This window comes from Actinophytocola sp. KF-1 (genome assembly GCF_054661535.1).
Genome location: NZ_BAAFVK010000014.1, coordinates 228,771 through 253,634 on the forward strand (window position 1 = coordinate 228,771; position 24,864 = coordinate 253,634).

Below are 24,864 nucleotides of genomic sequence, written 5' to 3' on the forward strand. Positions count from 1 at the left end.
AAGGTCAACCAGGGAAACCCTCGGAAACCGCAACCCGTCACCCCGCAGGCGGCGGAGGGACGTCCTCGGGCAACAGCAGGCAGAGATCGTCCATGGTGGGCTCGGTCAACGAGCGCGTACGCCGAGCATGACGGGCGATGGCCTCGTCGAGCACCTGCCGCGCGTACCGCCCGTTCCCGAACGACTCCCCACGCCGCATCTTCGCGAAGTGGGCCCGCAACGCGGCAACCGTGGGCCCGGTGCACTCGTACCCGGCGGCCGTGGCGTGCTGGTTGACGATCGTGACCAGCTCGTCCGGCGTGTAGTCGGCGAACCGCACCCGGTGTGAGAACCGCGACGACAACCCGGGGTTGGCCGCCAGGAACCCGCCCATCTCCCGCTCGTACCCGGCGGCGATCACGACCACCTCGTCCCGGTGGTCCTCCATCAGCTTCACCAGCGTGTCGATGGCCTCGCGGCCGAAGTCGTGCCCGCTGCCCCGGCTCGACGACAGCGTGTACGCCTCGTCGATGAACAGCACCCCGCCGCGCGCCCGGTCGAACGCCTCCGTGGTGCGCCGCGCGGTGTGGCCGACGTACTCGCCCACCAGGTCGGCCCGCGCCACCTCGGTCACCTGCCCCTGCGCCAGCACCCCCAGTGCGGCCAGCAGCGACCCGTACAACCGCGCCACGGTCGTCTTGCCGGTGCCGGGTGGCCCCGCGAAGATCAGGTGCCTGCTCACCGACGGCGCGGGCAGCCCCATCGCCTGCCGCCGCCGCGCGGACGCCAGCAGGTCGACCATGTCGGACACCTCGGCCTTGACCTCCTCCAGGCCGACGAGCCCGCGCAGCGTCCCGAGCAGCTGCTCGATCCGTTCCTCGTCCACCCGTCCCGCACCCGCGCCGACCGACGAACCGGGCAGCGGGCCGAGGTCCTCGGGCAGGAGCCGGGTGAGCGCGACGTGGCCCGCGTCGGGGTCGTCGGCCAGCCGGTACGCCTGCCTGCCGAGCATTTCCTCGAACACCTTCCGCGCGGTGCGGCCGTTGCCGAACGCGGCGTCGCGCGGCAGGTTCGTGAAGTACGTGTGCAGCGCGGCCCTGGTCTCGAACTCCAGCCGGTAGTCGTGGCCGCGGCACAGCCCCTCGACAATCGTGACCAGCTCGGCGGACGAGTAGTCGGCGAACTCGATGGTCCGCGAGAACCGGGACGACAGGCCGGGGTTCGCGGCGAGGAACGACCGCATGTCGTTGGTGTAGCCCGCGACGATCACCACGACCTCGTCGCGGTGGTCCTCCATCAGCTTCACGAGCGTGTCGATCGCCTCGCGGCCGAAGTCCGGGCCGCCGCCGCTGCCGCCGCCCTGCGACAGCGTGTACGCCTCGTCGATGAACAGCACACCGCCGATGGCCCTGGTGAACATCTCGGTGGTCTTGATCGCGGTGCCGCCGACGACCGACGCGACCAGGTCCGGCCGCGCGACCTCGACCAGCTGACCGGACTTCAGCACGCCGAGCGCGGTGAGGATCCGCCCGTACAACCGCGCCACGGTGGTCTTGCCGGTGCCGGGCGCGCCCGTGAAGACGAGGTGGCGCGACAACGGCGGCGACGGCAGTCCCGCCCGCGCCCGGCGCTCGGACATCTGGTGCAGCCGCACCAGGGTCTCCACCTCGCGCTTCACGCCGTCGAGCCCGACGAGCTCACCGAGTTCGGCGAGCAGGTCCTCCAGCTCCTCCGCGTCCGCAGGCCTCTCGTCCGGTGTGGCCTCCTCGCGGGGTGGTGCCGCGCCGGCGGGCAGGCGGGTGCCGGCGCCGAGGTTGCGGTCGGTGACGTTGTCGCCGACCTCGACGTCCTGGTCGGACAGGACCGCGATGCCGTCGCCGAGGTTGTCGCGGACCACGCAGCCCGCGATCGAGCCGTCCGCGTGCCCGTGCCAGGTCACGCCGGACTGGCACTCCCGCACCTCGCCGCCCGCGACGACGAGCCGGGCCTGGTCGCGTGCGGTGAGCCCGGCGGCGGCCGCGCCGACGACGCGGCAGTCGGTCACCGTCGCCCGCGCCTGCCGCTCGACCACGACGCCGTTGCCGGTGCCGCCGGTGATCTCGCAGCCCGCCATGCGGAGCGTGCCGTCCTCGCCCGCGACCACCGCGTCGTGCCCGGTGCCGGTGAACACGCACTCGGCGAGGTCACCGGCCGACCCGTCCAGCACCTGCACGGCGTGGCCGCGCGCGCCGTCGACGGTGACGCGGTCCAGCTCGACGAACGCGTTCTGCACCACCACGATCGCCTGCGCGGTCACGTCACGCACCCGGCAGTCCCGCAGCACGGGCCGCGACCCGCCCGCGGACAGCAGGGCCACGCCGTCCACATCGGACACCTCGGTGCCGGTGGCGGTCAGCCCACCGCGCTCCTCGACGACGATCGCGGTGCCGGTGATGTCGCGGACGCGGGACTCCCGCAGCTCGACGACCCCGCGGTCGGCGGCGAGCACGGCGCCCTTCGCGCCGGTGATCGCGCAGTCCTGCAGCGTCGCGGCGCCACCGGACCGCGCGACCACCGCCGTGGTGTCCACATCGGACAGGGTGCAGCCGGTCAGCTCGGCCCTGGCGCCGTCGAAGACGAGCACACCGGCGCCGCCCTTGTTGCGCACGGTCGTGCCGTCCGCCCGCAGCTGGGCGTCCTTGCGCGCCACCACCGCCACCTCGGACCGCGCGGTGATCACGCACTCGTCCAGGCGCAGCGCCCCGGTGCGCAGGTCGACCGCGACCTCGCCGTCCCGGTGCGCGAACTCGATCCCGGACACCTCGACGTGCTCGACGGTCACCCGCAGCACGGGCTCGCCGACCGACTCGACGCGCACGTCGCCGGGGGTGCCGGAGCCGGACAGGGTGATGTCCCGGTCGAGCACGATCGACTCCGGGTACACGCCGGGGCGCACGGAGATCACGTCCCCGTCGCGTGCCGCGCTGATCGCGTCGCCGATGGTGCGGTAGCAGTCCGGCTCGGTCGGGGACACCCCGAGCACGGAGCGCACGCCGGTCATTCTGCTCGCCACGTCGGGCCCTCCTGGTCGGTCGGGGTCAGCGCCACGCGCACGTGGTGGCGGGCGAGTGGGGAGATCCGGGCACCCGACGGGGCGGTCGCCATGGCGTGGACCGCGAGCCGGGGATCGGGTGCGAGCTGGTAGCGGTCGAGGTAGTAGCCGGTCGCGTCGGACCACACCCAGGTGCCGTCGGTGCGCAGGCCTGCCGGGACCGCGCCCGCGGCGCCGGAGACGACGTCGGTCATCCTGCCCGCGGCGGCGAGCACGACCTCGCCGCCTGCCAGGAACCGCAGCAGCCGCCCGCGTTCCGCCGGGTCGACGACCAGCTCGTGGTCGAGCGCGAACCAGGGGCCGCGCACTCCGGCCCCGTCGAACGCGCGGGCGACGTGCACGTCCGGGCCGGGCGTCGCCGACCACAGCAGCGTGGCCGCGAGCAGCGCCCGCTCGTGGTAGCCGGGCAGCTCGGTGTCCGGGCCGAACACCTCCACCTTGGGGGTGTCCTCGAGGCGGGACAGGGCCTTCTGCGCCACCGCGGTCACCGCGGGCAGGTCCGCGTCCGCCTTGGCCTGCACCAGGTACACGCGGTGGGTGCCGTCCCGCGTGGTGGCCCAGCAGGCGTCGGCCTGCGTGCGGACGGCGGCGACCAGGGTCCGGTCGGTCTTCTCGTAGCCGCCGGGCTCCGGCGCGAACGTGTGCTTCCCGGGCGTCGCCCTCCCCGAGGGCAGCACGTCGAGCAACGCGCCGAGCCGCGGCAGGTCGCCGTCGGCGAGCGCCTCCCGCGCGATGAGGAGCCAGCCGTCCGGCACGCTTCCCGCCAGCGCGAGCAACTCCCGGTGCTGATCCACGGTCCTCCCCTTTCCGCTCAGCCCGCGGCCGGCAGTGCGCCGAACCAACGGCTGGTGTCGGTGGTGGCCACGGCCTCCTCGCGGGCCGCGGCGGCGGCGAGCAGGCGGGTCAGCGCCGCGTCCGACGCGGCGCCGTCCTCGGCGAGCAGGACACGGCGGACCGGCGTGGGCGCGATCGCGAGCACCCGCAGGCGGGTGTGCCCGGCGAGCACCACGTCGGCGCCCCTCCTCGGCGCGGGTGGTTCGTCACCGTCCGGGTCGGGCGGCGGCGGGTCGTCGAGCAGCCCGTCGAGGCGGCGGGCCGTGGTCGTCCAGATCAGGGCCTCGGCGGGCCCGACCGGTTCCGGCGCGGTGGCGGGCGCGGCGACCAGCGGCGCGGGCAGGCGGAGCACCGCGCCGGGCCGCGCGTCGGTGCCCTCCGGGATGCCGCGCACCACCACGGCGCGGGCCGTCGGCAGCCTGCGCAGGCCGTCGGCGAGGCACACGTAGAAGTCGGTGTCGTAGTCGCCCGCCGGGTCGTCGGCGAACACGCGCACGACGGCCAGCTCGGCGAGCAGTGCGGCGTGGTCGCCCGCGCCGAACCGCAGGCCGGGCCGTTCCGACAGCAGCCGGGTGACCGCGCGGGTCGCGACGTCGTAGCGCGACCCGAGCTTGGCCCGCATGGCGCGGCGCTGCGCGACCGTGCTGCGCGCGTTCTCGGGCACCTCGATCGCCGCGCCACGCACCGGGGACCGCGCGGGTTCCCGGCCGGGCAGCAGCCCGGCGACGGACGCGACGGGCGCGGGTTCCGGCGCCTGCTCGGGCTGGGCGGCCGGCACGATCGCGGGCACCGCCGTGGCCGCGGCGACGCTGGGGATGCCGCCGGTGGTGCCCGCGGCGGCGACGTTGGCCAGATCGGCGAGGTGGGAGTCCTCCTCGGCGGTCGCGACGGCGGGCGCCACCGCCGCGGGCACCACGGGCTGGTCCACCGGCCGCTCCGCCGCGGGCTCGCCGACCGACGCGCCGGGCGCGGCCGACGCCGTGAAACCGGCGGGCCCGCTCCTGGCGACCTCCGCCGGGCTGGCAGACGACGCGAACCCAGCGGTCTCACTCCTGGCGACCACGGGCTGGTCCACCGGCCGCTCCGCCGCAGGCTCGCCGACCGACGCGCCGGGCGCGGCCGACGCCGTGAAACCGGCGGGCCCGCTCCTGGCGACCTCGGCCGGGTGGGCAGACGACGCGAACCCGACGGGCTCACTCCTGGCATCCTCCGCCGGGCGGGCAGACGACGCGAACCCGACGGGCTCACTCCTGGCATCCTCCGCCGGGCGGACGGACGCCGCGAACCCAGCGGTCTCACTCCTGGCGTCCTCCGCCGGGTGGGCGGACGCCGCGAACCCAGCGGTCTCACTCCTGGCGACCACGGGCTGGTCGACCGGCCGCTCCGCCGCGGGCTCGCCGCCCGGCGCGCCGGGCGCGGCCGACGCCGTGAAACCGACGGGCTCACTCCTGGCGACCTCGGCCGGGTGGGCAGACGACGCGAACCCGACGGGCCCGCTCCGGGCATCCTCCGCCGGGCGGACGGACGCCGCGAACCCAGCGGTCTCACTCCGGGCATCCTCGGCCGGGTGGGCGGACGCCGCGAATCCAGCGGGCCCGTTCCTGGCGACCTCGGCCGGGTGGGCAGACGGCGCGAACCCGGCGGGCCCGCTCCGGGCATCCTCCGCCGGGCGGACGGACGACGCGAACCCAACGGGCTCACTCCTGGCATCCTCGGCCGGACGGGCAGACGACACGAACCCGGCGGTCTCGTCCGGCACGGCGGTGGCGTCCACCACCGGTCCGATGGCGGGCGCGAACCCGTCCACCACCGGCTCCGGGTCCGCGGGCGGGTCGGCGGACGCCAGGAACTCCGGTGCCGCGGCCTCCTCCTCGGCGTGCTCCGGCGCGACGGCGTCGAACGCGCGCTCCTCCTCGTCGACCTCGTCGGCGACGACGAGCACGCCGTTCTGGATGTCCAGTGCCGCGGTCGGCGCCGGCGGCTCGGGTGGCAGGGCGACGGGTGCCGTGACGACCACGCGGGGCGCGGGGGTGGCGAGGATGGGTTCCTCGGGGAGGATCCGCCCGTCCGCGGTCACGACGACCCGGCCGACGGGCGGCACGGCGTGCTCCCGTTCCGGGGCGGTGCCGTCGAGGAGGGTGGTGGCGGCGGCGACGTGGTCGGCGGCCTCGGCACCGGTGAGCGCCGCCGCGGCGGCCTCGTCGACGGGCAGGATGCGCAGCGCCGCCTTCGTGTCGGCGGGCAGCTCGCGGACGAGGCGGTCCAGGGCGGGGAGCACGGCGCCGGGCACCGGGCCGTCGGTGGCGAACACGATGTCGGCGGTCGGCCCGGTCTCGACCGCGAGCGCGGTCAGCACCGCGGGGTCGGGCGGCACGGTGTCGGGGCGCACGACCAGGCCGCGGGGCACGACGTCGACGCGCCAGCCCGGCACCAGCCGGAACGACCCCGGCTCGACCATGGGCAGGCGCGGCGGCGCCACCCACCGGTCCAGCACCGGCCGCGCCCCGCCCGGCCGGTACACGCTCTCCACCGCGAAGGGCCGCCAGCGAGCCGTGCCGTGTTCGTCGACGTGCACGAGGCCGCCGTCGCCCGGCACCCCGTGCGCCACCCGCACCGGCGCGCCGAGCGCGTCGGCGACCGCGCGGACCAGCTCGCCCGCCTGTCCCGCGGCGCCGTACCAGGCGAGGACGGCGCGGTCGCGTGCCTCGTCCGGCAGCGCACGCAGCACCTCGGTCACGGTCTCCCCGGGCGGCGGCTGCTCACCGGGCGCGCCGAGCACCACGTACAGCCGGTCGCGGTCGGGCACCTGCCGCAGCAGCGGGTCGCCGGGCCGCGCGTCGCCGCCCGGGGCGCGCAGCCACAGCCCGACCGGCACGTGCGTGAGGTGCTCGGCTTCCTCCGGCAGCCCGTCCTGCCACCACGGCGCGGGGAACCGGGCGCCGACGCGGGTGCGCCTGCCGCCGGGCCGGTAGGACACCCAGCCCGCGGCCGGGCCGGGCACGAACACACTGCCGTCGGCGAGCCCAACCGGGTCGCCGTCGGCGGCGGTGACCTCGACACCGAGCCGGTCGGCGAGGAGGCGGGCGGGCGGCAGGGTCCCGTCCGGGCCCATCGACCCGAAGCCGGGCGCCACCACGCACAGGTCGCCACGCACCTCGTCGGCGAGGTCGGCGACCACCCACGGGTCGAGCCGCCGCATCGCGTCGACGGAGGAGGCGCCGACGACGACGAACGTGCGGTCCCGCTTCGGTGGCAGGTTCGCGGCCAGCACGACAGCGGCGCCGTCGGCGTCCAGCCTGCCGACGACCAGCGCGTGCCGGACCCGCTCCACGGTGATCTCCACGCGGCCTCCTCCCACTCATCCCTGACACGGCCGGGACGCCGGAAAGAGTTCACTCACACGGGGAGCGGCCGTCCGGTCGGCGTGAAGCGCAGCGGTTCGGGTTCTTCCGCGTCCGGCCCGATCACGAGCGCGATCACGTCCCGGCCGGTCATCGTGGCCAGCTCGGCCGCGAGCGCCGCGGTCACGGTCGTGCCGACGAGCCGCAACCCGCCGAGGGAGGGCACGAGCCTGCCGCTGCCGGTCTCCGGCACGGGGATCTCCTCCCCCGCCGCCGCTGCCGTGCGCATCTCGTGCACCCGGACGGCGCGCTCGTGCTCGGCGACCGCGTACGGGTCGGTGCCCGACGGCGCCGCGGGCGGCGGGGCGCCGGTCCCGGCGATGAACTCGTTGTCCGCGTTCAGGGGGATCGCGTAGACGCGGTCGAGGCCGGGCAGCGCACCGGGCTCCGCTGGCCGGACCGTGCCCGCCTGGCTGTCCACGATGGACAGCACGCCGTGGTGGTTCACCACGTTCCACGCGTGCCCCCGGCCCGTGCGCGGGAACCCGAACACGAGCGCGTCCGACCCGTGGCCGCCCCGGCGGACCCGCTCGATCACCTCCGCCACACCGTCCGCGCCGCGCCCGACGAGCTCCGGCGCGTACCCCAGCTCCTCGGCGGCCGCGGTCGCCCCGCTGGCAGGACCGCCAGGGGCGCTGCCCGCGACGCGCGGCGTGCCGTGCCAGGTCTCGTGGAAGGCGAGCGCGGCGTCGACGCAGTTCACGTCGCGGCCCAGCTCGGTCCGCGAGCCGTTGACGAGCGCGGCGAACGCGGCCGGGTCGGTGAACCGCGCGCCGGCCGGCACGACCGCACGCAGCGCGTCGACATCGGCCGGGGACGGCGGCACCAGCTGTTCCGATACGGGCCGGGTCGCGGGTGGTTCGTAGGTGGTCGAGGGGCCGTCGGCCTCGAAGTCGTCGCGGGATCGCTTGCGGGGGCCCGATTCCGCGGGCGTGTGGGTGGTGTCGTTCTCGTGCGGCGCGCCGGTGTCCTGGGGCTCGAACGCGCCGCCGATCCGGTCGGTGGAGCCGGGTCCCGGCTGGCCGGTTGCGCCCGGGTCGAGGGACCCCGGGGCGGGCGGCGCGGGGCGCGGCTGGATGCCGGTGACCGGACCACCGTCGGCCTGGAACGCGTCACGGTTCCGCTTGCCCGGCCCGGTGTCCGCGGTGCTGTCGGACGTGGTGGCCGGGTTGTCGAACCCCGGCACGGTGAACGGATCCGCGCCGGGTCCGAACAGGTTCGGACCGGCGAACTCACCCATCGCGTTCGGGTCGAACGCGATGGGGTCGAAGGTGGTTCCGCCCCGGGTGTTCGGGTCGATCGCGAACCCACCCGGATCGTTCGGGTCGAAGGTGCTTCCAGTCAAGAAGTTCGGGTCGAAGGTGCTTCCCCCCAACGCATTCGGGTCGAAGGCGGTTCCGCCCGACAAGTTCGGGTCAACCGTGAACCCGCCCGAATCGTTCGAGGCGAAGGCGGTTCCGCCCGGCACGCTCGGATCGACCGTGAACCCGCCGTTCGAAGCGAAAGTGCTTCCACCCAGCACGCTCGGATCAACCGTGAACCCGCCATTCGAAGCGAGCGTGCTTCCGCCCAGCGCCGCCGGGTCCACCATGGCCCCGCCCGGATTGTTGGGGTCGAAGGTGGTTCCGCCCAGCGCCGCCGGGTCAACCGTCAGCCCACTCGAATCGTTGGAAGCGAAGGCGCTTCCACCCAGCGCGTTCGGGTCAACCGTCAGCCCGCTCGAATCGTTGGGGTCGAAGGTGGTTCCGCCCAGCGTGTTCGGGTCAACCGTGAGGCCGCTCGGATCGTTGGGGTCCAGGGTGAACCCGTCCAGGAAGGCCGGGTCGATCGTGAGCCCGGTCAGGTCATTGGGGTCGAAGTTCAGCCAGGACAGGTCGGTCGGGTCGGTGTCGTCCCAGGGCAGCGCGGGTGCGGTCGCGGCGGTGTCGCCGGTGACCGGGATGGGCGCGAGCGTGGTGTCGAGGCCGGTGAACCAGTCCGTGGTGTCGAGGTTCATCGCGTCGCCTGCCCGCGGGCCGGTCCCGTGTTCGGTGGCGAGCCGCTGCGACAGCTCCCACGCCTTGTCGAAGCCCTCCTTGTGGTGCCGGTAGGCGACCATGTCGGTGATCTTGTCGAGCAGCGCCTTCCTGGCGTCGTCCACCTGGGTCAGGTCGTGGTGCATCATGACGATCAGGTCGGCCGCGCTCTTCGCGGTGGTGTAAGCGTCCTCGGGCAGCTTGCCGAGCTGGTTGCGCGCCGAGTTCACCCGATCGTCCCAGTTCGGCACCAGGTCGGCGACGGTCGTGTCCGCGTTGCCGAGCTTGCCTGCGAGGTCGGCCCGCTCCTGCTGGCTGAGGCTGCGGAACCAGTCGTGGAAGTCACGGCGGCTCGCGTCGGTCATCGTGTCGTTGAGGGTGTTGAACCGGCCGCGCGCGTCGTCCGGGAGCGCGGCGTGCCAGTCGCGGAACTGCTGCCGTTCCGTGGCCTCGATGCTGTACTCGCGGGTCCGCTCGTGCCACGACTGCACCAGCGTGCTGGCCTCCTCGAACGAGGCGGGGAACGCACTGTCCAGCCACGGCGGCGACACCGCACGCGGATCGGTGATGAGCAGCCGGGTCTCGTTCGGCCCGAGCGGCCCCTGATCGGCGGAGAGGGGCTTGGCGTCGTACAGATCGACTTCGTTGAACCCGTCGGTGACCCCGGCCATCTCCAGCCACTTCCGCACTGGCACGACACCCTTGCCCATCGCCGGGTCGAGCACGACCTCCAACGGCGGCCCGTCGTTCCCCAGGTCGATACTGATCAACGGCGCGACGTGGTACCGCCAGGTCACCGGCCGAGGGTTGCCCCTGGTGGCGCCGAACGCGTTCTCCGACTGCGTGACCAGGTCGTTCCCGTTGCGCCCGATGAACACCTTCTTGACGTCCACACCCCACTCGCGGATCTGCTGTGCCCACAGGTGTGCTCGGATGTAGCAGCCGTCCTCCGGGTGCTGGGTCGGGATCGGCAACGGCCCGTCCGTCGGATGGTGGAACGTGGCCGTCGCCAGCTGGTCGTAGAACTCGTTGGCCCTCGCCAACGTCGTGGTGCTTGCCAGCGGCGGCGGGGTGGCGTGGGGCTGGGTCGGCGTCGGCAGTCGCGGGGTCAGGAAGTCCCCGAGGTCCACGTTGGCCTGCCCGGACGACTCCCCGACCGGTGCGGGCGCCGGCTGCGGTGCACCGCCGGGCAGGCCACTGGTGCGAGTGGTGCCGAACTCCGTACCGAGGTCCTTGGAGGTCTGCCGCGCGGACTCGGGCCCGTTCTGGTGCAGGTCCAGCATGACGACGTCACGGATCTGGTCGAGCAACTCCTGCCGCGCGATCTGCTCCGCGGTCGGCCGCCCCACGAACAGCACGGTCTGGTGCCCACCGCTGACGATCGTCGACGCGTCCTGGAACAGCCGCTGCTGCGTGTCGCGGGGAAGGTTCGTGAGCACGTCCCGCGCGTCGTCGACGCGCGCCTCCCACGCGGGGTCATGCGGATCCCGCACCTGTCGACTCCCGGACGGCTGCGGCTTCCGCCCACCTGGCTCGGCCCCCTGCCGCCCTTCGTGCGGTTGCGGGTTCCGGGAGAGGTCCGGCCCCTTGCCCCCGACGTCCACCGGGTCGGGCGTGAACCCGGTGGCCGGTCCCTTGCCCTTCGACTCGGTGCTGTCAACCGGCCCCTCGCCCCTCGGCTCGGGGCGGTCGGCCGGACCCTTGCCCTTCGACTCGGGGCTCTCGGCTGGCTCCTCGCCCTTCGACTCGGGCCTCTCGGCCGGGCCTTTGCCCTTCGCCTCGGGTTTCTCGGCTGGCTCCTTCCCCTTCGCCTCGGACCGCTCGGCCGGATCCGTGCCCTTCTGCTCGGCGCTGTCCGCCAGGCCCTTGCCCCTCGACTCGGGATCGTCGGACTTGCTTGTCGCCTCGGGACTCTCAGCCGGACGCTCGCCCTCCGCCTCAGCGCTGTCCGCCGGACCGTTGCCCTCCGACTCGGCACTGTCCGCCGGACCCTTGCCCCTCGACTCGGGATCGTCGGACTTGCTTGTCGCCTCGGGACTCTCAGCCGGACGCTCGCCCTCCGCCTCAGCGCTGTCCGCCGGACCGTTGCCCTCCGACTCGGCGCTGTCCGCCGGACCCTTGCCCTTCGCCTCGGGACTCTCAGCCGGACCCTCGCCCTTCCCCTCAGGGCTGTCGGCCGGGCCTTTGCCCTTCGCCTCAGGGTCCTCAGCTGGGCCCTTGCCGTTGTTGTGCTCCGGCTGGGTGCCCGAGTCGTTCGAGCTGCTCGAACCCGAGTTGCCGGTGTCCGGCGGGGTCGTGGCCGAAGGCGGGTCCGGCAGGTCGTCGACGGCAGCGTGGATGTCGTCTGGGGTGAGCGTCGACGTCGGGTCCACCGTGTACGCGGCCGGACGCATGTCCCTCGGCAGCGTGGCGACGAAATCCCGCACGTCCCTTGCCGACACACCGGGCGCCACGTGCAGGGTCCGGCCGCGCGGCGCGTCCGCCGGGGCCGGGACCGGCGCCGGGTCGCCGACAGGGTGGAGGATCCCGCCCACGGCGTCGCCGGTCACCGTGAACCCGGCCGGTGCCTGCTTGCCGCCGTGCTGCCACACGTCGGCGATGGTGATGAGGCCCTTGTCGAGCGCCTCCTGCTCCCACACGCGCACATGCAGGTCGTCCCGGGACCCGATCTTCACAACCGTGTGCGCGTCGGGCCGGTCGGTGAACACGTTGCGCACCGACTCGACCGCCGAGTGGGTCCAGTTGGAACCCTTGCGGGTGACGTCGCTGTAGAAGTCGGCGTTCGCCAGGAACAGGTACGACCGGCCGGTGTACTTGACGCCGTCGGTGCCGCCCGTCTTCGACGACGTCGCGGTCGTGACGTCGTTGCCGATGGTCTCCGACACCGGCGGGCCCGTGCCGACCGTGGTGGGGCCCGCGGCCCCGGTGTTGGTGGTGGCGCCCGCGAAGAACGGCAGCGACGGCCCGTAGCTCGTGGACACGGTCGTCGACGTGCCCTGCGGGTCGCCGGTCTCGTGCTCCTGCGACAGGTTCATCTCCGTGCCGTCCGGCAGCGCCCGGACGAAGCGGAAACTGTTCGGATCGAAGTCCGCGGTCAAACCGTAGTCGAACAGCGTGTCGTGGAAGGTGTTCTTGGCGCCGATGACGTTCTCGGTGTGGTACTTGTCGCCGGTGAAGATGGCGTTCGAGCCGCTGTGCAGCGACGAGCCCTTCGTCATCGCGTGCGCGACGTACTCGGCGTTGCCGCCGGGCCGCGTGTAGCTCGACGTGGTGTTCGCGGCCGTGTCGATCCGGGCCTGCGGCACCGGCCCCGCGGGCAGTTTCTGGTTGCCGAGCTGGGCGTACAGCGCGTCGTGGATCGCCTTGGCCGTGCCGGCGCCGATGGCCTCGACGCGCCACCCGCCCGTCGGGCCGAACATCGGCGTGGGCCGCGGCGGCCGGCCCGGCAGCACGTCGAACGTCGGCGGCGCGGCGGGCCGGGTCAGTGGCGGCGACGCGTCCGCGCCCGGCGACAGCAGGTCCACCGACCCCTGCAGCGTGATCGCGGGCGCCGTCCGGTTCATGTCGAACTGGCTGGGCACCCCGAGCAGCGGCGTGTCGAACACCGGCATCGGCACGCGGCGGCGGCTGAACGTCAGCCGGTAGTCGACCTCGTGGCTGGTCCTGCCGACCTTGTCGGTGTCGACCTGGGTGTTGACCTTGTCGCTGCCGCTCCCCGGCAGGACCTCGTCGGTCTTCCTCGTCTTGCTGCCGCCGAACACCTGCGGCGTGAACGCCCCGCTCGACGCGCCCGCGTTCGGCTGCGCCTGCTGGACGGTGCCGTCGGCGCCGGGCTGTCCCGGCGGGACCGACGGCACCTCGCGGCTGTTGAACCCGACCTCGAGCGCGGCCGCCACGCTGTAGGCGTTGCTCTTCTTGTCCTGCACCGAGGACGAGACGTAGTCCGCGTTGCTCTGCTTGTCCGGGACGATCGGCCGGGCGGGCGGACCGGTGTGGGGCCGGTTCGACTCGACAGCGGTGACGCGGATGTCGACGACGTCCTCGAGCCCGATGTTCGAGTTCGGCACGGAGATCACGCCGCCGTGGCCCTGACCGCCGACGAGCACGTCCTTCAGCCACACGTGCCCGCTCGGGCTGTTCAGCATCGTGTCGATCTGGCCGGTGATGTCGGCCCGCCACTTGGCGCTGGTGACCCCGAGCGCGTCCAGTGTGGCGCCGATCTGGTCGGTCCCGGCGGTCACCTTGGCGTCGACGACCGCGGTGTCGCTGTAGGACGCGTACCCGTCGCCGGTCAGCAGTGTCTGCGCCGGGTTGGCGATCGGGTCCTTCGCGTCGGGCAGCGCGCCGGCGAGGTCCGGCGGCACCGGCATGCCGAGCGCGGTGAACAGGTCGATCGCGTGCGCGACCGGCATCTCGACCACCACACCGTTCGGCTGGTCGACGGTGACCGGCAGCGGGGTGAACGGCTTGGTCTTGATGACGTTGCGGATGTTCATGTCCGCTTCGTAGGTGTACCGCGCGTCGAGCGCGACGAACGCGGTGGGGCCCTTGTACTCGTAGGCGTGCTTGGCGCCGCTCGTCAGGTCGACGGCGTGGCTGCTGCCGCCTTTCCAGCCACCGCCGAACACACCGCGCAGCAGCGCGCCGATCCGGCCGTCCCGTTTGGACGCGTAGCCCAGGCTGATCTCGCCGTCGACGCCGATGGCGGTGGACTTCGTGCTGCCGGTGACGTGGTCGCCGGCCTGGTTGCGCTTGAGCGTCCCGTTCGGCCGGATGTCGACGAGCCGCGGCGACGAGTAGTCGACCTTCGCCTTCAGCTCGCCGTTGAAGTCGGTGAGCCTGCCGGTCTGCACCATCCGCCCGGTGCTCTTGGGCGCGCCGCCGATCCCCTGGGTGGCGGTGCCCCGGCTGCCCGCCTGCCCGACGAAGTCGCGGATCGCGTCGTTGGACGTGGTGCCGGGCCTGGTGAGCTCGGAGTTCTTGTAGGTGTAGGTCTTCGGCGTGCCGTCCGGGTTGGTCCTGGACTCGGTGAACTGCTGCTGACCCCACGTCGACCAGTTCCCGGAGCCGGCCGGCGGGGTGCGGGTGGCGCTCGGCGTGGTGCCCGGCGTGGGTTCGACCCGCTTGGCCATCGCGATGTACACGCCCTCGGTGGTGTTGGGCGTGACGTACACGTGCTCGACGTTGGTGTAGTCGCCGAGGCCGGCCGCGTCGATCCTGGGCGCCGCCGCGGGCGGCGCGCCGAGGTAGATGCCGGGGTTCATGGTGCTGGGCGGCAGGGGCCTGGTCGCCCACCCCAGCTTGTCCGACGCGGTCGCCACGTCGATCGCGCCGGTGACCGTGACCGTGTTCAGGTCGGCGTGGCCGGACGGGTTGCCCGCCAGCACGTGGTCGATGTCGGACTTCCAGGGCCCGGAGAACCGGTGCTCGGCGGCCGGCCCGAACAGCTGCCGGTCGCCGAAGAAGAACCGCTGCGCCCAGTTCGGGGTCTTGGTGGAGCGGTGGGAGGTGATGAACTCGACGTCGCCGGTGAAGTCGCGCAGGTCGCCGTCGTACTTGCTGGCGCGCCCGTCCTTGCCGGTGTAGCCGGACTTGTTGGCGTACCCGCCCTCCCAGGTGGCGGTGATCCCGGCGCGGGGCAGGCCGCCGGAGGTCGTCGGGCCACCCTGGTACGGGTTCGGGAGCCCGGCCTCCGGGGTGGCCTTCGGCGGGTTGGGGTTCGGGCTGTCGGTGCCGGTGAACAGGTGCGCGCCGCCGACGCCGAACCGGGCGGACCGCTTCGAGTCGTAGGTGCGGCGGTACTGGTCGGCGTTCTTGTCCTCGGCGCCGGAGTCGGTCAGCGAGGACGGTGCGGTGGTGTTCGGCGGCACGGGCCGGGCGATGATGTCGAGGAAGTGGGTGCGGCCGCCTTCCTGCCAGGTGACCTGGTCGCCGCCGTGCATGGCGTTGTAGATGGCGTCCCGGGCGCCGTTCTGGGAGCCGAACTTGGCCGCCACCGCAGCCTGCCCGTCGGGGCTGAGCCCCTGCGACAGGTCGCGCACGACGTCGGTCGTGTTGACCGAGGTGATCGCGTCCTTGCCGAACCAGTACGTGGTCGGCCGGTTCCCCGCGGGGTCGACCGGCTGGGTGCCGGTGAGGTGCGGTGGGAGGGCGAGGCCGAGGGACCGGGCGAGCGGGACGGGCACCTGAACAGTGCTCGACACGGTGTCCCGCACGCCGTCGCCGTCGCCGACGCGCATGGGCCGGTCGATGCGGTACACCAGCTCGGTGTCGCTCGTGGAGTGGCTGGTGGAGTGCTCGTTGGCGGGGTTGGTCCCGTCGGTGGCGCCGGTGCTGAAGTCGGTGAAGCCGCCGACGAACCAGCCCTTGAGGCCGCCGTAGAGCCCGGCGCCGAACGTGGCGTCGCTGCCGCGCGTGGTGGACCAGCTGTTGGAGTGGCTGTTCGAGTGCGAGTGGTCGACGCCGGTGGTGCCGACGAGCGTGATCGTCGGCGGTGCGGTGGGCGTGACGGTCACGGTGGTGCCGTTCACGTCGACCTGGGCGGGGTTGTTGTTCGGGGTGAGCAGGTTGTCGTGCAGGGTCTGCGCGGCGTTCGCGGAGCTGCCGAGGTGCGGCACGAACGACGGCGGCACGGTCACCGGCGCCGGGGTGAGCGAGGTGAACGCGGGTGCGGGCACCGGGTTGGGGGTGAGGACGTTCGTGCGGGTGATCGTGGGCAGCCGCAGCCCGGTGTCGACGGTCGCCGTCGCCTGCGGCCCACCGGGCAGGTTCGCGGTGATGGACATCGTCGTCGGCACGTAGGTCTGCTGGTTGGTGGTGCTGCTGCTCGACGTGGTGCCGGAGTCGAACTTCTGGGCGCGTTTCGCGACACCGCCGACGTAGACCATCGGCCGGATCGCGCCACCCGCGGCGTCGATGGGGCTGATGAACAGCACCGGGATGCGCAGCGGCATGCTGCTCGAGGTGGACGAGCTGAGCGGGTTCGTGTTCTCCGCGGAGCTGTCGTGGGACGTGGTGCCCGGCTGCGTGTGCACTGGTGTGTAACGGGTGTCCACCGGCCGGTGCAGGTCGGCGCGGAGGTCGACGGTGACGGGCCCGCTCGGTGTGCTGATGGTCAGCGAGCCGTTGTTGATCGCGTTCGCGAGCCCGTCCGTCCCGAGGTTCGTGAGCTGTGTGTGGACCGAGTCGGTCGTGACACCGGCGAGCCCGGCGAGCATGCCTGCGACGTCGTTCAGCGACCCGAGCGTGTCGATCGTCAACTCCGACCGCGGCGGCAGCGACGAGAGCTGGGTGATGGCCTTCTCCACCCCGCCCTGCTTGGCAGCCTCGGTGGCGGCGGTCACCGCGTCGGCCACGGTGGTCACGGCCCGCTTCGCGACGTCCCGGTTGCTGTCGGCCGTGTTCTCGGCGCCCCGCGCAGCCGCCGGCTGGTTGTTCGCGACGGCGTTGTTGGCGATGGTCAGCTGGTCGGCGATGGTCCGCACGGCGTTCCCGGCGCCGGTCACGGCCTGCACGGCGGAGTTCTGCGCGTCGAGAGCGTCGTTGTAGGCACGAGTGGCGGCGGTGTGGGATGCCTGGGTGGCGGCCAGGTCGGCCCGTGCCGTGTTCACGGCCCGCACCGCACCGGCGATCGCACTCTCGACGTCGGTGATCGGGGTGCTGCCGCGCCGTTGCCGGCGGTTGATCAGCTGCTGCCGCAGATCCGACCGGTGCTGACGGGCGTCCCGCAGCCGCTGCTGGGCCCGGGCCACGGCGTCACTCGTCCCGAGGACGGCACCGTGCGCGTCCCGCACCGCCCGCGCGATGGCGGGCAGCTGGCTGCGCGCCTGGTTGTACGCGGCCCGCGCCGCGCCTAGCGCTACGGCTACCCGGTCCCGCGCGTCGGCTGTGGCTGCCTGGATGTCGGCCGGGGTTGGGGTGTTGTTGCTGTTCTGGTCTCCGTTGTTGTTCTGGTCTGAGCTTTCGGGCTTCTTGTCTTGGGGTGTCTCGCTCTTGGTGTTGCTCTGTTCGCCGTTGTCGGTCGGCGCCTTGCCTTCGGGCTTCTTGCCTTGCGGGGTCTCGTCCTTGGTGTTGCTCTGCTCGCCGTTGTCGGTCGGACCCTTGCCCTCCGGCTTCTTGCCTTGCGGGGTCTCGTCCTTGGTGTTGCTCGGCTCCCCGTTGTCGGTCGGCGCCCTGCCTTCGGGCTTCTTTCCTTGCGGGGTCTCGCCCTTGGTGTTGCTCGGCTCCCCGTTGTCGGTCGGCGCCCTGCCTTCGGGCTTCTTTCCTTGCGGGGTCTCGCCCTTGGTGTTGCTCGGCTCCCCGTTGTCGGTCGGCGCCCTGCCTTCGGGCTTCTTTCCTTGCGGGGTCTCGCCCTTGGTGTTGCTCGGCTCCCCGTTGTCGGTCGGCGCCCTGCCCTCCGGCTTCTTGCCTTGCGGAATCTCGCCCTTGGTGCTGCCCTGCTCGCTCTTGGCCTCCGGGCTCTTGGTCTCCGGCCCCTTGTTTTCGGGCGCCTTGCCTTCGGGTTGCTTACCCCGCGGAGTGTTGCCTTGGGGCGTCTCGCCTTTGGTGTTGCTTTGCTCCGCGCTGTCCGTCGGGCCCTTGCCTTCCGGCGTACTGCCCTGCGGAGTCTCGCTCCTGATGTTGCTCGGCTCGCTCTTGGTCTCCGGTCCCTTGCTTTCAGCGCCTTCGGGTTTCTTACCCTGCGGAGCGTCGCCTTCGGGCCTCTTGCCTTGGGGAGTCTCGTTGGCGGTGTTCTGCTCGCCCTTGCTCTCTGGCTGCCTGCCTTCCGGGCCTTTGTCCTTCGCGCTCGTGCTCTGCTCGCCGCTGCTTTCAGGGCCCTTGCTCTCCGGGCCATCGCCTTCGGACTGGTTGCCCTGTGGGATGGTGGAGTTGCTCTGTTGCCCTTCCGGACCCTTGCCTTCTCGGCTGTTGCCCTCGGTGTTGTTCTGGTCGCCGTTGTTGTCCGAGCCCTTGGTCTCGGGCTGCTTGCCTTCGGGGCCTTTGCCCTGGGTGCTGATCTGCTCTCCGTTGTTCTCCGGAGCATCGACCTCGGGCTTCTTGCTCTCCGGCCCCTTGCCCTGCGAATTGGTGCGAACGGGCGGCGGGTTGGTGTGAACAGGGTTGGTGACCAGCTCGTGGGTCTCCGCCGGGGCAGTGTGGGTGTCGGCACCGAGGGTGGCCACAGCCTGCTGGGCCGTGTTCGGCCGAACCGGGGGCAACTTCGGAGCGCTCGTGCTCGGGGTCGTCTTCGGGGTGGGCGAGTCGGGTCGCGGAGGCTTCGGCGCGGGCTGGGGCGTCGACGTGGTGGGCGGCGTCGTGGATGTCGTCGGCTGGGGGCCGTTGTTCTGACTGCCCGCCACCGGCTGCTGTCCGCCGACGAGCGGAGGTGGCTGCTGCGTCGACGGGTTCTGCTGCTCCGACAGCGGTTGTCGCGTCAGCGGATCCACGGCCTGTGGCCTGCTGTCCTGGCCGGCCGGCGGGAGGTTCGTCTGCTGCCCGTTACCGTCAAGTGGGAAGCCCCGCGGCTGCTGCGACGAGTCGTTCTTCGGTGACGCCTGGCTCGGATCGGTCAGCAACTGCGAGTTCGACTGGTCGCCGACGGACGGCTCCCGGCTTGGCGGCGCGGGTTGGTCCGTCCCGCCATTGCCCGATGGCTGCCCGAACCCCGACGAATCCTGGCCCGGCTGCGGGTTCGGCTGCCCCAAACCGAGCGAGTCCTGCCCCGACTGCGGATCGGGCTGACCGAGGCCCGGCGATCCCTGACCAGGCAGGTTGACTTGGCTTTCGCCCGGCGAGTCCTGACCCGGCACCTCCTCCAGACCCGGCTGCGGATTGGACTGACCGGCACCCGGAGAACCCTGACCAGACGGGTTGACCTGGTTCCCACCTGGCGAGTGCTGGCCCGGCACCTCCCCCAGACTCGGCTGTGGGGCGGGCTGACCGAGGCCCGGCGAACCCTGACCAGGCGAGTTCACCTGGCTCCCACCCGGCGAATCCTGACCAGGCACCCCACCCAAACCCGGCTGCGGATGGGACTGACCGGCACCCGGCAAATCCTGACCAGGCGAGCCGACCTGGTCCCCACCTGGCGAGTGCTGGCCCGACACCTCTCCCAGACCCGACTGCGGATGGGACTGACTGGGACTCGGCGAACCCTGGCCCGGCATCTCCCCCGACCCGGGCTGCGGGTCGAACTGACCGGAGCCGGTTGAGTTCTGGCCCTGTGGCTGCGGGCCCTCCGGGCTGGTCTGCCCGAGACCCGGCGACTCCTGAACCGGCACGTTCGACCCGTCCACGGCCGACGGCTGCGTCTGCGCCGCCGGGGGCCGTTCGGAGCCGGTCGTCGGCTGGTCCATCGGCGGCGGGACCGTTGACGGGGTGGTGACCGGAGACGAGTTCGCCGGCGGGTTGGGGCCTGCGATCGTGTCGGTCCAGGTCGGGGTCTGGTTGCCCGGGCCCGGGTTGTTCAGGCCGCGGGGGTTGTCCTGGGTGAAACCGTTGCCGCCGGGCTGGCCGCCGAACGGGACCGGGGCCGGGCCATTACTCGTGCTGTTGCCGGAGCCGTTCCCACTGCCGAATCCATTGCTGTCGACGGGACCGTTGACCGGGCCATTGTCGTTGCCGGATCCGGTCGCGGGGCCATTGCCGAAGCCATTGCCCGGCCCGTTCCCCACGCCATTCGCCGGGCCGTTGCCGAACCCGTTCCCCGGGCCATCGTTGAACCCGTTGCCCGGTCCAGCGCCATTGCCCGGCCCAGAACCATCACCGTCGCCCGGACCGTTGCCGAAGCCATTGCCCGGCCCAAACCCGTTGCCCGAGCCGTTGCCGAACCCCGGCCCAAACCCGTTGCCCGGGCCGTTGCCGAACCCCGGACCAGAGCCGTTGCCCGGGCCGTTGCCAAACCCCGGCCCAGAGCCGTTGCCCGGGCCGTTGCCAAACCCCGGCCCAGAGCCGTTGCCCGGGCCGGGTCCGTTGCCCACCCCGTTGCCGGGACCATTACCCGCTCCCGGCCCACCGCCAGGATCACCCCGCGTGTCGATAGGCGGCGGCTGGTTCTGCCCAGCACCAGACCCGCCACCAGAACCGCCGCCAGGGCCGGGCTTCACGTCGAACACGAACTTGCCGATACCGTCGCCGAGGGCGCTGCCCGCGCCCGACGCGGCGCCGGACGTCGCCGCGTAGGGGTTCATTTCGAATTCGCCCTCGGTGGCGTATTTGTACAGCGCCTCGGTGAGGGTCTCGTGGAAGGCTTCCGTGCCTATCTCGGTGATGATCTCCGGCAGCTTTTTCTGCCACTGGTTGCCGAAGACCTTGCTGAAGTACGTGTTCAGGAACTTGGTCAGGCCGGCCGACAGCACCTTGCCCAGCCCGCCCATGAACGGCGCCAGCGCTGCCCCCATGGCACCGACGCCCGCGGCGTTCGCCGTCTTGTCGGTGTCCCACTGCGTCCTGGTGCCCATCGCGAACTGGGTGGCCTGGGCGGCCGCGTCGATGAGCAGCTGGAACGCGATGCCGAACACAGCGGCCTGCAGCAACTGGATGAGCAGCCTGCCCAGCAGGCTCTGCAGGAGGAACCGGACCACGGCCATGCGTGCCGCCAGCCACGCCATCGACGCGCCGCCGGTGAACGGGGACATGGCGATGGCCAGCGCGATCTCCGCCAGCAGTGCGATCAGCGAGTAGATCGACACGAGCTTCATGTACTCGACGTCCTGCGCCAGCTTCAGCAGGTAGTCGGACAGGCTCTTGAACAGCTGCGCCGCGGCGGCGATGTAGTTGTCGCCCTCGATGAACGGAGCCACGCGGGCGGCGAAGGCGCGTTCCGCCTCCCCCGCCCATTCCGACCTGATGGCGTGGACGGCGGCGCTCAGGCCGGGACCGAGCTGGTCCCCGAGGGCCTGAGCGCCCATCGCCCACTCCGCCGCGAGAGCGCGCAGCTGGTCCTCGTTGGCGTCCGGCCACTCCTCGCCGGTGAGCACCTGGAACAGCTTCGCCACTTCCGGGCTGACCATCATGGCCATCGGGCACCGCCTACTGCCGCGGGGTGGCCGCGTCGGCCTCCGTGTTGCTCTCCTCGAAGACCTTCGCCGCCTCGAACGTCTTCTCCGAGTAGCTGCCGACGACCTTCATGAGCATCACCAGGAACTCGAGCGCCTTCTGCTCGCCGGGCTTGTAGTTCGTGTCGAACTGTTCGCCCATCTCGCCGGTGCCGCCCGCGTTGCGGTACGTCGCCGCGGCGCCCTGGAGCCTGCCGCCGATCCGGTTCGCCAGCGCCGACCACTGGGCGAGGTTGATCCCGCCCCGGGTCAGCGCCTCGACGTCGACGTACAGCCGGTCGTTCACTTGGACCACCTCCCCACATCCGCGATCGCGTCGTCGATCATCGACTCCAGGTCGGGGCCGACGGTGCGCAGCTGTTCGAGGTCGAACCCGGCGGGCACGAGGCCGCCCATCAGCTCGGCCGTCCTCAGCGCCGCCTGCTCCTGCGCCTGGCCGACCACCTCGACGATCTTCGCGCCGAGCTCCTTCGGGGCCATCTCCCGCCACCGCGTGCCGTTGAACGCCAGCTCGGTGAGCTTGCCCTGACCGTCCACCGTGGCCTTGAGCATCCGGTCCTTCGACGTCGCGGTCGCGGTGGCCTCGTGCAGCTTCCCGAGGGCCGCGGCGATCTCGCCCTGCTTGTCGCGCAGTTCACGCATCGCCGCGGTCATCTCGTTCTCGAACGACGAGAACATGCCTGCCTCCTATCCGTTCGCCGTCTGCTCGGCCGCCTGCTCCGGCTGCTTCGCCTGCTCGGCGGGCTTGCCGCGGGACGGCGCGGAGCTGACGTGCACGTGGGTCGGCGCGAGCGGCTCGTCCGCCTCGTACCGGTCGTCGTTGGGCAGCCCGATGATGCCGATGCCCGCGTCGTTGTCGGTGCCCCAGACCTTGTCGTCCTCGGACAGCCACGTCTGCCGTTCGCGTTCCTTGCTGTCGCCAGCCCCGGACATGGGCGGCATCATCGGCGGCGGCATCATCGGCATGCTGCCCTGGCGGTTGCCGACGTCCGCGGTGAACCGCGAGCCGTTGTCGTCGAACTGCTGACCCTGCCCCGACCAGTCGGCCCAGCCCTCGCCGCCGAACCCGCCACCGGCGCCGGTACCGCCGCCGAGACCGGAGAAGCCGCCGCCCGGCGCACTCGCGCCGCCACCACCCGGCAGGTTGCCGAAGTCGCCGACGTTGGCCGTGCCGCCACCACCGCCGCCACCGCCCGGCAGGTTCCCGAAATCGCCGATGTTGCCGGTGCCGCCACCACCGCCCGGCAGCCCGCCGCCCGGCAGGTTGCCGAAGTCGCCGATGTTGCCGGTGCCGCCGCCACCGCCCCCGGGTAGGTTCCCGATGCCGTTGCCCCCCGGCAGGTTCCCGAAGTCACCGATGTTGCCGGTGCCGCCGCCACCGCCGCCGGGCAAGTTCCCGATGCCGTTGCCGCCCGGGAGGTTGCCGAAGTCGTTGCCGTTGCCGCCCGGCAAGTTACCGAAATCGTTGCCGCCCGGGAGGTTCCCGAAGTCGTTGGCACCCGGGAGGTTCCCGAAACCGTTGCCGTTGCCGCCGGGTAGGTTGCCGAAGTCGTTGCCGTTGCCGCCGGGCAGGTTCCCGAAGTCGTCCGCACCGGGGAGGGTGAAGTCGTTGCCGCCCGGTTGGTTGTTGCCGAAGCTGTCGCCGTTGCCGCCGGGCAGGTCGAACTCGGGGAGGTTCTGGTTGCGGAAGCCCTCCGGGCCCGGCTGTTCGTTGCCGAAGGACTCGGTCTGACCGTTCGGCAGCTCGATCGGGTTCCCGTTGCTGTCGACGGGGTTTCCGTTGACGTCGACGGGGTTGCCGTTCGCGTCGACGAACCCGCCCTTGCCGTCGGGGCGGACGTTGCCGCCGCCACCCGGGACGAGTCCCGGCGGGATGACCGGCGGCGGGGTGTTGCCGAACGACTCGCCGTCGGGCCCGGGTCCGTTGCTGGTGAAGGCGTTGTTCCCGGCGGGGTTCTCGTTGCCGAACGGGGTGCTGTTCCCGGTCCCCTCGCCGGGCGGGGGCGGGGTGGTGATCGCGTCGTCGTTCCCGAACGGGTTGTTGCCGCCGCCGGGGTTGTCGTTCCCGAACGGGGTGCCGTTCCCGTTGCCGAACGGGTTGTCGTTCCCGAAGGGGTTGTTGTTCCCACCGGGGTTCCCGTTCCCGAACGGGTTGTTGTTCCCTTCGCCGAAGGGGTTGTCGTTGCCGTTGCCGAACGGGTTGTCATTGCCGAACGGGTTGCCGTTCCCGTTCCCGAAGGGGTTGCTGTTGCCGAACGGGTTGCCGTTCCCATTACCGAAGGGGTTGCCGTTGCCGAACGGATTGCCATTCCCATTACCGAACGGGTTGTTGTTCCCGAACGGGTTGTTGTTGCCGAAGGGGTTGTTGCTGCCCCCGACCGGCGGCGGCGACGGGGTCTCCAGCTCCTCGAGCGAGTCCTTCGTGCCGTCGTAGGCGGTCTGGAGGTTCGACAGCAGCGTCCGCGCCTGCTCGTCCATCGGCTTCATGATGCGGCCGACGTAGTTGCTGATCTCCCGGTTGATGGTGTCCCACGTCGCCTGGCTGTCCAGCGGGCCGGCGAGCGTCGGGAACCCTTCCGGCAGGGGCGTCGGCTCGAAGGTGAACGTGCCGACGTCCTCGACCTTGAAGTCGTCCCACGGCCAGAACGGCGGTGTGACCCGGACCTGGGGCAGGGAGTTGGCGACGGAGCTGTAGCTGGAGACCACCGTGCGGATGTACTGCTCGGCGCGTTCCCGGCTCTGCAGGGCGTAGTAGTCGAGCAGGTACTGCGGCGTGCCGTGCGCCAGACCCTTGCCGACGATGTAGTTGGCCACGTTGTTGATGACCGAACCCATCGCGTAGTTCACCGCACTGGTCAGGGCGCTGTAGTGGTTGTACCAGATGTTCGCCATGCCCTTGCCGAACGTCAGCAGGGCGTTCGCGACCCGGTCCAGCGACTCGGGCGTCTTCCGCTCGGTGACGATCTGGGTGTGCAGGTCGTCCATCGTGTAGGTGATCTTGTCCAGGTTCTGCTTGATCACCGACGCGGCCTTGCCCTTGAACGCCGAGTCGTCACTGGTGAGCTTCTGCACCCACTGGCGCAGCACCTCGAGGTTCTCGGACAGCCAGTTCACGTACTTCGTGACCGTGGCCTGGGACGCCCGCAGCAGGTCGACGTCCATCAACCCGAGCTTGCCCGCCTCAAGACTGCTCATCAGGTCGTTCATGTCGGTGAGCGCGGTGTCCCAGTTCTGGGTCGCCGTCGTGTTCTTGTTGACGTTGATGTACCACTTGTCCCACGCGTGGTAGCTGTAGGCGGTGCCACCCGACTGGCCGTCCGACTGGGTCGCGCCGGGGCCGGGACTCGTGCCGACGTTGAGCCAGCCCATGCCGGCCTGCGCGCCGGTGCGCAGCAGGCCGTACAGGTCGTACCCGTTGCCGGTGACCGTGAACAGCACCTGGTCGTACGTCGACCTGGCGTAGTCCGTGCCTTTGATCGGCTTCGGCTCGCCGAGTGGGTCGGTCATCA

General features: G+C 72.1%; 7 protein-coding genes. All 7 read right to left on the reverse strand.

The features are described 5' to 3' along the window. Positions 1-37 precede the first annotated feature (37 nt). Genes ACYQ77_RS36310 through ACYQ77_RS36340 form a run of 7 tightly spaced genes read right to left on the reverse strand, consistent with a single transcriptional unit; the run spans position 38 to position 24,862 of the window. Complete coding sequence (locus ACYQ77_RS36310) at positions 38-3,031, reverse strand: AAA family ATPase (RefSeq protein WP_459719934.1); 2,994 nt, start codon at positions 3,029-3,031, stop codon at positions 38-40. After that, entirely contained in the window at positions 3,016-3,864 is an 849-nt protein-coding gene (locus ACYQ77_RS36315) for a hypothetical protein (RefSeq protein WP_459719937.1), read from the reverse strand. The genes ACYQ77_RS36310 and ACYQ77_RS36315 overlap by 16 nt, the downstream gene beginning before the upstream one ends. 17 nt (positions 3,865-3,881) lie before the next feature. After that, positions 3,882-7,247 carry a hypothetical protein gene (locus ACYQ77_RS36320; protein ID WP_459719940.1) on the reverse strand — a complete coding sequence of 1,122 codons (3,366 nt, stop codon included), beginning with the start codon at positions 7,245-7,247 and terminating at the stop codon, positions 3,882-3,884. Positions 7,248-7,300: 53 nt separating this feature from the next. Further along, positions 7,301-21,319 carry a protein-glutamine glutaminase family protein gene (locus ACYQ77_RS36325; RefSeq protein ID WP_459719942.1) on the reverse strand — a complete coding sequence of 4,673 codons (14,019 nt, stop codon included), beginning with the start codon at positions 21,317-21,319 and terminating at the stop codon, positions 7,301-7,303. A 10-nt stretch (positions 21,320-21,329) separates the two neighbouring features. Next, the gene (locus ACYQ77_RS36330; RefSeq protein ID WP_459719945.1) at positions 21,330-21,641 is read right to left on the reverse strand and encodes a hypothetical protein; all 312 of its coding nucleotides are present in this window, start codon (positions 21,639-21,641) and stop codon (positions 21,330-21,332) included. Continuing rightward, positions 21,638-22,033: a YbaB/EbfC family nucleoid-associated protein gene (locus ACYQ77_RS36335; RefSeq protein ID WP_459719948.1), complete on the reverse strand. Its 396-nt coding sequence runs from the start codon at positions 22,031-22,033 to the stop codon at positions 21,638-21,640. The genes ACYQ77_RS36330 and ACYQ77_RS36335 overlap by 4 nt, the downstream gene beginning before the upstream one ends. A 9-nt stretch (positions 22,034-22,042) precedes the next feature. After that, complete coding sequence (locus ACYQ77_RS36340) at positions 22,043-24,862, reverse strand: hypothetical protein (protein WP_459719951.1); 2,820 nt, start codon at positions 24,860-24,862, stop codon at positions 22,043-22,045. Positions 24,863-24,864 lie beyond the last annotated feature (2 nt).